Source organism: Paracoccus lutimaris (genome assembly GCF_003337565.1).
GTDB classification, from domain to species: Bacteria; Pseudomonadota; Alphaproteobacteria; order Rhodobacterales; family Rhodobacteraceae; genus Paracoccus; species Paracoccus lutimaris.
Genome location: NZ_QPJL01000004.1, coordinates 104,466 through 117,533 on the forward strand (window position 1 = coordinate 104,466; position 13,068 = coordinate 117,533).

Annotated in this window: 11 protein-coding genes and 1 pseudogene; 5 read left to right on the forward strand and 7 right to left on the reverse strand. The window is 67.3% G+C overall.

The features are described 5' to 3' along the window. Positions 1-41: 41 nt before the first annotated feature. The 4 genes from DFP89_RS05605 to DFP89_RS05620 all read left to right on the forward strand — a co-directional run bounded on the left by DFP89_RS05605 (position 42) and on the right by DFP89_RS05620 (position 6,079). Positions 42-959 carry a glutaminase gene (locus DFP89_RS05605; RefSeq protein WP_114348430.1) on the forward strand — a complete coding sequence of 306 codons (918 nt, stop codon included), beginning with the start codon at positions 42-44 and terminating at the stop codon, positions 957-959. 50 nt (positions 960-1,009) lie between these two features. Then, complete coding sequence (cobT, locus tag DFP89_RS05610; protein WP_114348431.1) at positions 1,010-2,872, forward strand: cobaltochelatase subunit CobT; 1,863 nt, start codon at positions 1,010-1,012, stop codon at positions 2,870-2,872. 95 nt (positions 2,873-2,967) lie between these two features. Continuing rightward, positions 2,968-4,230: an exopolysaccharide biosynthesis GT4 family glycosyltransferase EpsE gene (gene epsE / locus DFP89_RS05615; protein WP_114348432.1), complete on the forward strand. Its 1,263-nt coding sequence runs from the start codon at positions 2,968-2,970 to the stop codon at positions 4,228-4,230. Positions 4,231-4,258: 28 nt separating this feature from the next. After that, the gene (locus DFP89_RS05620; protein ID WP_114348433.1) at positions 4,259-6,079 is read left to right on the forward strand and encodes an aminopeptidase P family protein; all 1,821 of its coding nucleotides are present in this window, start codon (positions 4,259-4,261) and stop codon (positions 6,077-6,079) included. 89 nt (positions 6,080-6,168) lie between these two features. On the opposite strand, the gene DFP89_RS05625 is transcribed toward DFP89_RS05620, so the two are convergent. Continuing rightward, entirely contained in the window at positions 6,169-7,218 is a 1,050-nt protein-coding gene (locus DFP89_RS05625; protein WP_114348434.1) for a DUF475 domain-containing protein, read from the reverse strand. Between the two features lie 88 nt (positions 7,219-7,306). On the opposite strand from DFP89_RS05625, the gene DFP89_RS05630 reads away from it, so the two are divergent. Next, the gene (locus DFP89_RS05630) at positions 7,307-7,981 is read left to right on the forward strand and encodes a DUF1045 domain-containing protein (protein ID WP_114348435.1); all 675 of its coding nucleotides are present in this window, start codon (positions 7,307-7,309) and stop codon (positions 7,979-7,981) included. On the opposite strand, the pseudogene DFP89_RS05635 reads toward DFP89_RS05630, so the two are convergent. The 6 genes and pseudogenes from DFP89_RS05635 to DFP89_RS05660 form a co-directional block, all read right to left on the reverse strand. Beyond that, a pseudogene (locus tag DFP89_RS05635) lies at positions 7,978-9,009 on the reverse strand (magnesium transporter CorA family protein). The gene DFP89_RS05630 and the pseudogene DFP89_RS05635 overlap by 4 nt on opposite strands. Positions 9,010-9,015: 6 nt before the next feature. Beyond that, the gene (locus DFP89_RS05640; RefSeq protein ID WP_114348436.1) at positions 9,016-10,242 is read right to left on the reverse strand and encodes a glycerate kinase type-2 family protein; all 1,227 of its coding nucleotides are present in this window, start codon (positions 10,240-10,242) and stop codon (positions 9,016-9,018) included. Beyond that, complete coding sequence (locus DFP89_RS05645) at positions 10,242-11,192, reverse strand: 2-hydroxyacid dehydrogenase (protein WP_114348437.1); 951 nt, start codon at positions 11,190-11,192, stop codon at positions 10,242-10,244. The genes DFP89_RS05640 and DFP89_RS05645 overlap by 1 nt, the downstream gene beginning before the upstream one ends. After that, positions 11,192-11,551, reverse strand: coding sequence for a tRNA-binding protein (locus DFP89_RS05650; RefSeq protein ID WP_114348438.1), 360 nt, complete (start codon positions 11,549-11,551; stop codon positions 11,192-11,194). The genes DFP89_RS05645 and DFP89_RS05650 overlap by 1 nt, the downstream gene beginning before the upstream one ends. Continuing rightward, positions 11,548-12,354 carry a pyrroline-5-carboxylate reductase gene (proC, locus tag DFP89_RS05655; RefSeq protein WP_114348439.1) on the reverse strand — a complete coding sequence of 269 codons (807 nt, stop codon included), beginning with the start codon at positions 12,352-12,354 and terminating at the stop codon, positions 11,548-11,550. Before proC ends, DFP89_RS05650 begins: the two co-directional genes overlap by 4 nt. Positions 12,355-12,526: 172 nt before the next feature. After that, a complete protein-coding gene (locus DFP89_RS05660) occupies positions 12,527-13,027 on the reverse strand; it encodes a type III secretion system chaperone family protein (RefSeq protein ID WP_114348440.1) in 501 nt (166 codons plus the stop codon). Positions 13,028-13,068 lie beyond the last annotated feature (41 nt).

The window sequence follows — 13,068 nt, forward strand, 5'->3', positions numbered from 1 at the left end:
TCTGAACCGCAGGGAAAACCCTCTTTCACCGAGACAGCGCAATGGCGACGGAACTGGCCGATTTCCTGCCCCAGCTTGACCGCGACATCCGCGCCATGGCGGATTGGGGCAAGGTCGCCGATTACATCCCCGAACTCGCCCGTGTCGATCCGGCGCAATTCGGGATCGCCGTGGCGCTGGCCGATGGCTCGATGGTGACGGCGGGGGATGCGCAAAAGCGCTTTTCGATCCAGTCGGTCTCCAAGGTGTTTTCGCTGGCCTGCGTGCTGGGCCGCATTGGCGAACAGATCTGGACGCGGGTCGGGCGCGAGCCCTCGGGGTCGCGGTTTGACTCGATCCTGCTGCTGGAACTTGAAAAGGGCCGGCCACGCAATCCCTTCATCAATGCCGGCGCGCTGGTCACCACCGATGAGCTGCTGACCGGCCGCAGCCCCCGCGATGCACTGTCAGAGATCCTTGGCTTTCTTGCCGCCGCGACGGGTGATGCCGACATCCATATCGACAAGTTCGTCGCCCAGTCCGAGGCCGAGACCGGCTTTCGCAATGCCGCGCTGGCGAATTATTTGAAATCATTCGGCAATCTCAAGAACCCGGTGGATTATGTGCTGGGCACCTATTTCCACCAATGCGCCATCGAACTGACCTGCGAACAGCTGGCCCGCGCCGGGCGCAGCATCGCCGGCCTGCCCGGCGCGCCGCGCCTTCTGACCCCGCAAAAGGCCCGGCGGCTGAACGCGCTGATGATGACCTGCGGGCATTACGACGGCTCGGGCGATTTCGCCTTTCGCGTCGGCCTGCCCGGGAAAAGCGGCGTCGGCGGCGGCATCCTGCTGATCGCGCCGGGCCTCGCCTCGATCGGGATCTGGTCGCCGGGGCTGAACGCCTATGGCAACTCGCAGGCCGGCACCGTGGCCGCCGAAAAACTGGCCCGGAAAATGGGCTGGTCGGTCTTTGGATAGCGTGGCATCCCCTTGCCGCAGCCGGCCCGTGATGCTCTATGTAGGTGGTGATGAACAAATCCGATAACCCCGCCGATCCGTTCAAAAAGGCCCTGGCCGAGGCCACCCGCGCCATGGCCGAGGATCACGAGCTGAACGTGACCTTTACCGCCGACCCTTCGGGGGTGACGGGCGACACCATGCGCCTGCCGCAGGTCAGCCGCCGCATGACCCGCGACGAGGTGCTGCTAGCACGCGGCACCGCCGATGCGCTGGCGATGAAGCTGCGCCACCACGATGCCGGGACGCATGCGAAATACGCCCCGCCCGGCCCGATGGCGCGCGACCTCTATGAAGCGATGGAGACCGCCCGCTGCGAGGCGCTTGGCGCCCGCGACATGCCCGGCGCGCTCAGCAATATCGACGTCAAGATCGGCCATGAGGCCGAGCGCAAGGGCTACGGCCAGATCAAGTCCCCTGCCGACGCGCCCTTGGCCGTCGCGGCAGGCTATCTCTTGCGGCAGAAGGCCTCGGGGCGGCCGCTGCCCCCGGCGGCCCAGCATGTCGCCGACCTGTGGCGGCCCTTTGTCGAGGAGCAGGCCGGCGCCGATCTGGAGCATGTGAACGAGGTTCTGGCCGATCAGGCGGCCTTCGCGCGGCTGGCGCGCAAGGTCATCGCCGATCTGGGTTACGGCGACCAGTTGGGCGAGGACCCGGACGAGCCGCAGGACGACGACTCCGAAGACAATGCCGAGCAGGACGAAGAGGCCGGCGACAACCAGTCCCGCGACCAGAACGAGGACGAGGATGCCGAGGCATCCCCCGAACGCACGCAGGACCAGACGCAAGAGGAACGTCAGGCCCAGGTCAGCATGGACGACCAGTCCGACGAGGAACTGGCCGACGAGGCCGAGATGACCGAGGCGGAAAGCCCGCCCGACCTGCCGCCTCCGGTCAGCGATGCCAGCGCCGATTACAAGGTCTATGCGCAGGAATTCGACGAGGAAATCCGCGCCGAGGATCTGGCCGATGTGGCCGAACTGGAACGCCTGCGCGCCTATCTGGACAAGCAGCTTGAGCCTTTGCGCGGCGCCGTCAGCCGGCTGGCCAACAAGCTGCAGCGCCGCCTGCAGGCGCAGCAGAACCGCAGCTGGGAATTCGACAAGGAAGAGGGCGTTCTGGACGCCGGACGCCTTGCCCGCGTGGTCGCGAACCCGACCACTCCGCTGAGCTTCAAGGTCGAAAAGGACACCGAGTTCCGCGACACGGTGGTGACGCTCCTGCTGGACAATTCCGGCTCGATGCGCGGACGCCCGATCTCGATTGCCGCGATCTGCGCCGATGTGCTGGCGCGCACGCTGGAACGGTCGCAGGTCAAGGTCGAGATCCTTGGCTTTACCACCCGTGCCTGGAAAGGCGGCCAATCGCGCGAGAAATGGCTGGCCAATGGCCGCCCCGCCCATCCCGGCCGCCTGAACGACCTGCGCCATATCATCTACAAGGGCGCCGACGCGCCATGGCGGCGGGTGCGCCCCAATCTGGGCCTGATGATGAAAGAGGGCCTACTGAAGGAAAACATCGACGGCGAGGCGCTGGAATGGGCGCATCGGCGGCTGACCCGCCGCCCCGAACAGCGCCGCATCCTGATGGTCATTTCCGACGGCGCGCCGGTCGACGATTCCACGCTGTCGGTCAATCCGGCGAATTTTCTGGAAAAGCACCTGCGCGACGTGATCGCCATGATCGAGCGGAAACGGCAGGTCGAACTGCTGGCCATCGGCATCGGCCATGACGTGACCCGCTATTACCAGCGCGCGGTGACGATCACCGATGCCGAACAGCTGGCCGGCGCCATGACCGAACAGCTTGCCGCCCTGTTCGAGGCCGATCCCAGAAAGCGCGCCCGCGCCATGAACATGCGGCGGACGGGTTAAGCCTGTCCTTTCGGATCGCTTGATTTCCGCCCCCGCTCCGTGTCACCAATTTTGGCGAAGCGGGGTGCGGGCATCCCGCAGACAAAGGGCATTTCGTGCTGCGCATTGGCTTTTTCATTCCCGAGTTTCCGGGCCAGACCCATATCTTCCTGTGGCGCGAGCGGCAGGCGCTGGCCGAACTGGGGATCGAGGCCGACCTGATTTCGACCCGGCCACCGCCGCGCGCGGTCGCCTCGCATAGCTGGGCTGCGGATGCGCAGGCCCGGACCCGCTATCTGCTGCCCCTGCGCGGCGAGGGGCTGGGAATGGCGACGGAATTCCTGCGCGCGGGGCCTGCGGGCTGGGCGCGGGGCTTAAGCGCGGCGCTGACCGCCGAGACCTCGGGCGGGGTCAAGGGCCGGGCAAGGATGCTGGCGCTGCTGGGCATGGGCGCGCGGCTGAAACGCATCGCCCGCGAACAGGGCTGGAGCCATGTCCATGTCCATTCCTGCGCCGACAGCGCCAATATCGCCATGCTGGCCGAACGGCTTGGCGGACCCAGTTACAGCCTGACCCTGCACGGCCCGACGCTGGAAGGCTACGGCCCGAACCAGCGCCAGAAATGGCGCCATGCCCGTTTCGCCACCATCATCTCGCGCCTGCTCGCGGGGGTGGTCGATCGCGAACTGGCCGGCGACGCGCCCGAGATCATCAATATCGCCCCGATGGGCGTGGATCTGGAGCAGATCAAACGCAGCAGCCCCTGGCAGCCCCCGGCCCCGGGCGGGCCGGTCCGCATCTTCAGCTGCGGGCGGCTGAATGCTGTGAAAGGCCATGACCACCTGATCGAAAGCATCAGCATCCTGCGTGACCAGGGTATCGACGCCCGGCTGGAAATCGCTGGCGAGGACGAACAGGGCGGCTCGGGATATCACCGGCAATTGCAGGCGCTGATCGACGCCAAAGGGCTGAATGATGCCGTCACGCTTTTGGGTGCGGTCAGTGAGACCCGCGTCCGCGACGGGCTTGAGGCCGCGCATATCTTCGCGCTGGCCAGCCTGAACGAGGGGATCTCGGTCGCGATCATGGAGGCGATGGCGATGGAAATGCCCGTGGTCGTCACCGATGTCGGCGGCAATCACGAGCTGATCACCTCGGGGCGCGATGCGATCCTTGTGCCGCCCGAAGAGCCCAAGGTGATGGCCGCCGAGATCGCCGGTCTTGTCGCCGATCCGGCCTATGCCCAGCGGCTGGCCGCGGCTTCGCGGGCGCGGGTTGCCACGGATTTCCACCATCGCCGCAGCGCCGAGGCGGTGGCCGACGGGCTGGCCCGCAGCCTGCCCGAGGCCGCCCGCGTGCTTGGCCGCGGCACCGCCTGATCTTTTGACGCAGAACCCCGGAAAGACGATGTTTCAAAGCTTTGACAGCAAGTCCTCGCCCGAAATCCACCCGCCGCGACTGGCCGATCTGCGCCGCGAACTGGCACGGCGCGATCTGGACGGGTTCATGGTGCCGCGCGCGGATGCGCATCAGGGCGAGTATGTCTCGGGCCGCGATGCGCGGCTGGCATGGCTGACCGGCTTTACCGGCAGCGCCGGATTCTGCGTCGTCACCCCCGATCAGGCCGGGGTGTTTGTCGATGGCCGCTATCGCGTGCAGGTAAAGACCGAGGTGGATCTTGCCCATTTCACCCCCGTCAACTGGCCCGAGACCAAGCCCGCGATCTGGCTGGCCGAGGCCCTGCCCGAGGGCGGGCGCATCGGCTATGACCCATGGCTGCATACCCGCCGCGAAATCACCGAGCTGGAAAAGGCGCTGACGGGATCGGGCATCGCGCTGATCGCGCAGGCCACAAACCCGGTCGATACAATCTGGCCCGACCAGCCCGAGGCGCCGGTGGGGCCGGTGCGGCTGTGGCCCGACGCGCTGGCGGGCGAGACCGCGGCCGAAAAACGCGCCCGCATCGCCGCTGACCTGCGCAAGGCCGGCCAGCATGCCGCCGTGCTGACCCAAGCGGATTCGCTCTCCTGGCTGTTGAACATCCGCGGCGCCGACATTCCCAAGAACCCGGTCGTGCAGGGTTTTGCCATCATCGAGGAAAACGGCCATGTCGCCGTCTTCACCAACCCGGCCAAGTTCCCGGGTGAGGTGCGGGCCGCCTTGGGAAACGAGGTGCAGATCCTGCCGCTTGAGGCCCTGACCCCGGCCCTGACCAATCTTTCGGGCCCGGTGCGGCTGGATGCGGGCACCGCCCCCGATCAGGTCTTTGCGCTTGTCGAAAGCATGGATACCGAAATCGCCGAGGGGCGGGACCCGGTCATCATGCCCAAGGCCTGCAAGAACCCCGCCGAGATCGCCGGCATGCGCGCGGCCCATCTGCAGGACGGCGCGGCAGTGAGCGAGCTTTTGTGCTGGCTGGACGCGCAGGCCCCCGGTCTTGCCGCCGCGCCCCTGACCGAGATCGACGTGACCCGCAAGCTTGAGGAGTTGCGTGTCGCGCGGGGCATTCTGGACATCAGCTTTGACAGCATCGTCGGCGCCGGACCGCATGGCGCCATCATGCATTACCGCGTGACCGAGAAAAGCAACCGCCGCATCCTGCCCGGCGACATCCTGCTGGTCGATTCCGGCGGCCAATATGACAATGGCACCACCGACATCACCCGCACCCTGCCGATGGGCCGCGATTACGATATCGGCGTGCGCAGGCCCTATACCCGCGTGTTGCAGGGCATGATTGCAATATCGCGCGCGCAATTCCCGCGCGGTGTCGCCGGCGCGCATATCGATGCACTGGCCCGCGCGCCCCTGTGGTCCGAGGGCATGGACTTCGATCATGGCACCGGGCACGGCGTCGGCGCCGGCCTGTCGGTGCATGAGGGGCCGGTTCGGATCTCGCGCGTGTCGGATATTCCGCTGCGGCCGGGGATGATCCTGTCGAATGAACCGGGCTATTACCGCGAGGGTGCCTTTGGCATCCGGCTGGAAAATCTGATCGTCCTGCGCGAGGTCGAAAGCCCCGACGGGCGCGACATGCTGGGCTTCGAGACGCTGACGCTGGCGCCGCTGGACCGGCGGCTGATCGAGCCGGGCTTGCTCTCGGGCGAGGAAATCGGCTGGCTGGATAGCTATCACGCCCGGGTCTGGGACGAGATATCTCCGCTGGTCGGCCCCGAGGTGCGCGACTGGCTCTATCTGGCGACGCGGCCTTTGGGGCGGCTCGTGTAATTCGCGCCGCCCGGGCCAATGGCGCGGGTGGCATGGATATTTGAACATGGAAGATGGCAGGGGCCGCGCGGAAATGGGTGCGGCTTTTGCTATTCGGCGCTGTCGCCGTTCTGGCGCCGCCAGGCCAGCGAGCTGAGGAAGGCCATGCCGATGAAGCCCGCGCCCAGAAGACCGGTGATGACCTCGGGGATCGGGCGCAGGGTTTGGGCGAACATCAGGATCGACAGGACGAGGATCGACCAGAAGGCGCCGTTTTCCAGATAGCGGAATTCGGCAAGCGTGCCGCGCTCGACCAGCATCACCGTCATGGCGCGCACATACATCGCCCCGATGCCCAGCCCGATGGCGATCAGAAACAGGTTCTGGGTCAGGGCAAAGGCACCGATCACCCCGTCAAAGCTGAACGAGGCGTCCAGCACCTCGAGGTAGAGGAAGGCGCCAAGGCCGCCGCGCGCCATGTCGGCGGGGCTGGAGCGGCCGCCCCAATTGTCCAGCACATGGCCCAGCATGTCGACGCCCAGATAGGTCAGCACCCCCCAGATCGCGGCGATGGCAAAGCTGTGGTCCTTGGCTTCGGGCAGTTGGCCCAGGATCACCAGCATGCAGATCAGCACGAAGCCGATCTCCATGCCGCGGATCTCGCCCAGACGGCGCAGGAAACGCTCGATCCCGGCGATCCAGTCCACGTCCTTGCTTTGGTCAAAGAAATAGTTCAGCGCCACCAGCATCAGGAACGAGCCGCCAAAGGCCGCGATCGGCAGATGCGCCTCGTGGATGATGCGGGAATATTCCTGCGGTTGGGTGGCGGCAAGGCGCATCGCCTCCCACGGGCCGAGTTTCGCGGCGATCACCACCACCATCAGCGGAAAGATCACCCGCATGCCGAAGACCGCGATGAGGATCCCCCATGTCAGGAAACGGCGCTGCCATTTCGGCGTCATCTGCTTGAGCTTGTTGGCATTGACGATGGCATTGTCGAAGGAAAGCGAGATTTCCAGCACCGCCAGCACCCCGGCGATCAGGAAAAACGACAGCGCCCCCGCCCCGCCGTCATAGCGCCAGCCGATCAGCGCAGCCAGCACCAGCCCAAGGCCGGTGATGATGAAGGGCCAGGTCATGTAGCGAAGCGTCTGGCGCATGGCGCCTCCGATAAGCGGCTGTCGATCCTCAATAGGCTCTGCTATGGCGGGGGGCAAGGCGGCCATGCGACATCGGCAAGGGGGCAGGATGCAGTTCCGGCGCTACGCGATCTATCACCTGCCCGGCGCTGCGCTGGGGGATTTCGGCGCCGGCTGGCTGGGCTGGGACGCGCGGACGGGCAGCACGCCCCCGCGCCCCGAGGGCCTGCCCGATCCGGCCGGGGCACTGATCGAGGTGCCGCGCCGCTATGGTTTTCACGCCACGCTGAAGGCGCCCTTCCGGCTGGCCGAGGGGCGGCGGCCCGAGGATCTGGCGCTGGCGCTGCAACTGCTATGCGACCATCTTGCGCCCTTCACGCTGGCGCTTGAGCTGCGCACCGACTGGGGTTTTGTCAGCCTGCGTCCGCGCCAGCAGCCACCGGAGCTGCTGGCGCTGGAATCATCGCTGGTAACGCGGCTGGATGAATTCCGCGCCCCCCTGACCCCGCAGGAATATGAGCGCCGACGCCCCGACGCCCTGCCCGATCAGGCGCGCAGGCATCTGGAACATTGGGGCTATCCCTTTGTGCTGGAGCTTTTCCACTATCACCTGACGCTGAGCGGCCCCCTGCCCCCCGCCCGGGCCGAGGCGCTGAGGGATGCCTTGGCACCCGGCCTTGCGCCGCTGATCGCCGAGGCCATGCCCGTCACCTCGGCCGCGCTGATGGGCGAAGACGAGAACGGGTTCTTTCACCTGATCGAGGATATTCCCCTGCGCAGCTAGTCCCACTTCATCCATTTCAGGACCAGCACGGTCAGCACCACCGAGCCAACCATCATCCCCAGCGCCAGATGGAAGCCCCATTCCAGCTCGAGGATCGGCATATGTTCGAAATTCATGCCGTAGATGCTGGCGATCAGCGTCGGCGGCAGGAACAGGGCAGCGACCACCGACAGGCTGCGCACGCGGTCGTTCTGCATCAGTCCGATCATCCCCATCGTCGCATCGACCGTCATGCCGATGCGGCCGCTGAGAAAGCTCGCATGTTCCTCAAGCGCCTGAATGTCGCGTTGCAGCGCCGCATGCGCCGGCCGCAGCTTGGCGCTGTCGGGTCCGCGCACGGCATTGGCGGCCTGATAGACCAGAATGCGGTCCAGCGACAAAAGCCCCATGCGGATGCGGTTCATCAACTCGGCCTGCTGGCCCACGGTGACCAGCACTTCCTGCAGCGTATCGCCGCCGCGCTGGCCGGGCATGCGCAGGACCTGCGCAGCCTCGGTGTCCAGCATTTTCGAGACCCCTTCGGAGAGGTCCGCCAGACGGCCGATGATTTCCTAGATCAGACCCAGAAAGATGCGCTCGGGGCTGGAGGTGCCGCAGCTGGAACGGTCGGCGCGGGTCGGAAAGGTCTCGAAGGGGCGCGGGTTGTGATGGCGCACGGTGACCAGCCGCTGGCCGTTCAGGATGAAGGTCACCGGCATGGAAAGGTTGGTGCCATCAGGCAGCGTGCCGGGCAGCACGCCGGTCATGTAGACGGTGCCCTTGTCGGTATAAAGCCGGTTCGAGATCTCGATCTCTTCCATATCGGCCAGGGTCGGAATGTCGTAACCCAGCGCCGCGACGGCCTGCACCTGCTCTTCCAGCGGCCGGTAAAGGTCGATCCAGATCGCCTCGGCCAGATCGGAATCCTTTGGCAGCGGTGCGACCCCCGTGCCCTGAGTGACATAGCTGTAAAGCATCGCATCCCGCCTGATCTCTTGCGGCCCTAGCTGTGCAGGGCCGGGCGGCGGGGTCAAGCCCCAGCCGGTCATAGGCTCTCAGGCGCGGACCAGCACCGCAAGGTCGGCGACATTGGTGCCGGTGGCGCCGGTCATCACCAGCGCCTTGCCCACTGCCAGCGCCGGGGTGGAATCGTTGCGCGACAGCGCATCAATGGGGTCGATGCCGCCGGCACGGATCGCGGCCAGCGTGGCCGGGCCGACCAGCCCGCCCGCCGCCTCGCCCGGGCCATCGCGCCCGTCGCTGCCGACCGAGGCAAAGGCCCAGTCAAAGCCCACGGGCCGGGCCTCGGCCAGCAGCGCGAGCCGCAGGGCCAGTTCCTGATTGCGCCCGCCCATGCCGTCGCCGACCAGCTTCACGGTGGTTTCGCCGCCAAAGGCCAGTGCCTGACCGGGGGCCAGACCGGCGGCAAGGGCCCAGATTGCCCCGGCGCAGTCCTGCACGTCGCCCTCCAGCGGGATCGGCCCGGCATCGGCGCCCGCCGCCTGCATGGCCGCGACCGAAATCCCGTTCGAGCCGACAAGGATATTGCGGCCCGGCGGCAGGGCTCGGCGATCCTCTGGGCGGCTCAGCGCGGCGCGGGCGGCCCCGGGCATCTGGTCCCAGATCCCCAGCGCGCGCGCCAGATCGGCGGCCTGCGCCCGGCTGCCCACAGGCGCCACCGTCGGCCCCGAAGCAATGACCCGCAGGTCGTCCCCCGGCACATCCGACAGGATCAGCGCCGTCACCGGCGCGCCCGAAAGCCGTAGCCAGCCGCCGCCCTTCAGCCGCGACAGGCCCTGACGGATCAGGTTCACCTGCGAAATATCGGCGCCCGAGGCCAGAAGCAGCCGGTTCACCGCCTGCTTGTCAGAAAGCGTCATGCCCTCGGCCGGGGCGGGCAGCATGGCCGAGCCACCGCCCGAGATCAGCGCCAGAACCCGGTCCTGCGGGCCGGCCGTGCCAAGCCGCGCGATCACCTCGGCGGCGGCGGCGGCGCCCTCGGCATCGGGCTGGGGATGGCCTGCGCGCATGACCCGCGCGCCGGTCAGGGGCGTGTCATTGCCGGCATTGGTGACGACCAGCGCCTCGGCCCCCGGCAGGGCGGCCAGCGCCGCCTCGGCCATGGCGCGTGCGGCCTTGCCCAGGGCGATCACCTGCCAGCGCCCACCGGCACCGGGCGGATTTGCCAGCACTTCGGCCATGCCGCGCGCGACCGCCGCGCCGGGATCGGCGGCAGCAATACCCGCGCGGATCAGCGCCATGGCGCGTTCTGCCGGCCCCATCAATTCACCCGGTCGGGCAAGCCATGCCCGTCGGCGAAAGCGACAAGATTGTTGAATGCACGCATGGCCATGGCGGTGCGGACCTCTTCGGCAGCGGTGCCCAGATGCGGCAGCAGGGTGACGTTTTCCAGCGCCGACAGCGCGGGGGCGACCTTGGGCTCAAACTCATAGACATCGAGCCCCGCCCCGGCGATGCGGCCGCGCTGCAAGGCGTCGATCAGCGCCGCCTCTTCGATCACGTCGCCACGGGCGATGTTGATGATGAAGGATCGCGGCCCCAGCCGGTCCAGCTCATGCGCGCCGATCATGTGGCGGGTGCCGCTGCCACCGGGGACGGCGACGACGGCGAAATCCGATTGCGTCAGCAGCTCGTCCAGATCGGCGACCTGCCGGGCCGGAAAATCTAGCGACGAAACGACCGAGCGGTTGTGAAACAAGACCTGCATGCCAAAGCCGAAATGGCAGCGCCGGGCGATGGCCTTGCCGATCCGGCCCATGCCGATGATGCCGACCGTACAGCCCGAGACATGCCGCCCCAGAAGCTGCGTCGGCTGCCAGCCGATCCACTCCCCCCGGCGCAGCAGACGCTCGCCCTCGCCGGCGCGGCGCGCGGTCATCAGGATCAGCGTCAGCGCGATATCGGCAGTGGCCTCGGTCACGGCATCCGGGGTGTTTGTCACCGCGATTCCGGCAACGGCGGCGGCATTCACGTCGATATGGTTAAAACCCGCGCCAAAATTCGCCAAGAGCTTGCAGCGCAGGTCGCCGCGAAAGGCGCCGGCGCCAAAGCGGTCGCCCAGCGTCGGCATGACCGCGTCATATTCGGCCATGGCGGCGGCGGCCTCATCCTCGGTCAGCCCGTCGGTGCGGTCCAGAATCGTCGTCTCGAACCGCGCCGTCAGGGCGTGCTCTGCCGCCTGCGTCATCCGCCGCGTCACCAGAAGCTTCATCAATACATCCTCCCCCCGATGGGCACGGGCTTGTCCGGGCCGATCAGCACCACCTGATCATCCTCATCCGGCAGACCCAGCACAAGCACCTCGGACATGAAGGGGCCGATCTGGCGCGGCGGGAAATTCATCACCGCCAGCACCTGTTTGCCGATCAGTTCCTCGGGCTGATAATGCCGGGTGATCTGGGCCGAGGATTTACGCTCGCCGATGCCGGGCCCGAAATCCAGCCACAGCTTGATCGCCGGGCGCCGCGCCTGCGGAAAGGTCTCGGCGCGGATGATGCGGCCGACGCGGATATCGACGGCGGCGAAATCGTCCCAGCCGATCTGCGGGGCAAGTTCGGTCGCGTCGCTCATTTCCCCAGCTCCCGCCCGCGTTCCGCCGCAGCCGAGACGGTGCGGCGCATCAGGGGCGGCAGGCCGGTTTCGGGATCCATCAATTCGCGCAGACCCGCTGCCGTGGTGCCGCCGGGAGAGGTCACGTTCTCGCGCAGCTTCGCCGGGTCCTCGTCCTCGGCCACGGCCAGCGCACCGGCCCCGGCCACGGTCGCCCGCGCCAGTTCCAGCGCCAGATCGGGCGACAACCCCTCGGCCTCGCCCGCAGCCGCCATCGCCTCGATCATGTGAAAGACATAGGCCGGGCCCGAGCCGGACAGCGCGGTGACCGCATTCATCTGGTCCTCGGACGGCAGCCGCACGACACGGCCGACAGCGGACATCAGCGATTGCGCCAGTGCCAGCTCGGCCTCGCCCGCCCGGGCATTGCCGACAATCGCGGTGATGCCCTGCCCGATGGCGGCGGGCGTGTTGGGCATGGTGCGCACGATGGGCGCGGCGGGAAAGGCCGCCTCATAGGCGGCGATGGTCACCCCCGCCGCGACCGAGACCACCAGCGTGGCCCCGCCCACCTGCAATTGCGGCAAGACATCGGCCATCATCTGCGGCTTGACCGCGATGACCAGACCCGCCGGGTCGGCGGGCAGCTTGCCATTGACCGAAATGCCCATCGCCGACAGATCGCCGCGCGGCTTGGGGTCCACGACATGCACCGCCGAGGGCCGCAGGCCGTTCTTGAGCCAGCCATCCAGCAGCGCGCCGCCCATCCGCCCGCAGCCGATCAGCACCAGCCCGCGGGCGTTCAGTTCCGAAATATCCGTCATGCGCTCCTGTCCCTGTCCCGGCCCCCGACCCGGGAACGCGCGATAGCAGGGTCCTGCCCCGTCGCGGGCGATCCCGGCCCTCATCTGCGTAAGGTTTTAGCCACAACCACGGGGCGGGGAAAAGGACCTTATCGGCCCGCCGGCCGATGCCGGTGCCGAAAATCCCCCGGCATCAGGCGCGCCCGTAAGCCTCGGCCATGGCGATGTTCATCGCCGCCTGCGGCGTGGCATCCCCCCAGCAGGCCAGCTGGAAGCAGGGGTAAAAGCGTTCCGCCGCCATGATCGCATTGCCGATCATCTGGTCGATCTGCCCGGGGCTGGCCATCGCATCGCCCGACAGCACCAGGCCGTAGCGCCAGACCATCAGCCGCTGCTGCGACCAGAAGGTGAAGCCGCCATCCCAGACCTGATCATTGGCAAGGTTCAGCACTTCGTAAAGCTGCGGCAGCCGCTCGGCCGGAGGGTCCATGTCGAAGGTGCAGATCAGCCGCAGCACCTCTTCGCCCGGAGACCAGGCCAGCGTGATCGAATAGGTCCGCCACTGCCCCTCGACCGCCATGGCGATCTGATCCTCGGCCAGCCGGTCGAAATCCCAGTCGTGATGGGTGGCGACGGTTTCGACGATGTCGATCGGATGGATCTCGTCGCTATGGATGAAGTCCAATTGTGCCATGCCCTGTCCCTGCCTGTCCGGGGGTGAGGCTGACCCACCCC

Bases quoted from the DNA above. Each gene is read 5' to 3' on its own strand.
- DFP89_RS05605 (WP_114348430.1), top strand. From the start codon at position 42: ATGGCGACGGAACTGGCCGATTTCCTGCCCCAGCTTGACCGCGACATC.
- cobT (WP_114348431.1), top strand. From the start codon at position 1,010: ATGAACAAATCCGATAACCCCGCCGATCCGTTCAAAAAGGCCCTGGCC.
- DFP89_RS05620 (WP_114348433.1), top strand. From the start codon at position 4,259: ATGTTTCAAAGCTTTGACAGCAAGTCCTCGCCCGAAATCCACCCGCCG.
- DFP89_RS05625 (WP_114348434.1), bottom strand. From the start codon at position 7,218: ATGCGCCAGACGCTTCGCTACATGACCTGGCCCTTCATCATCACCGGC.
- DFP89_RS05630 (WP_114348435.1), top strand. From the start codon at position 7,307: ATGCAGTTCCGGCGCTACGCGATCTATCACCTGCCCGGCGCTGCGCTG.
- DFP89_RS05640 (WP_114348436.1), bottom strand. From the start codon at position 10,242: ATGGGGCCGGCAGAACGCGCCATGGCGCTGATCCGCGCGGGTATTGCT.
- DFP89_RS05645 (WP_114348437.1), bottom strand. From the start codon at position 11,192: ATGAAGCTTCTGGTGACGCGGCGGATGACGCAGGCGGCAGAGCACGCC.
- DFP89_RS05650 (WP_114348438.1), bottom strand. From the start codon at position 11,551: ATGAGCGACGCGACCGAACTTGCCCCGCAGATCGGCTGGGACGATTTC.
- proC (WP_114348439.1), bottom strand. From the start codon at position 12,354: ATGACGGATATTTCGGAACTGAACGCCCGCGGGCTGGTGCTGATCGGC.
- DFP89_RS05660 (WP_114348440.1), bottom strand. From the start codon at position 13,027: ATGGCACAATTGGACTTCATCCATAGCGACGAGATCCATCCGATCGAC.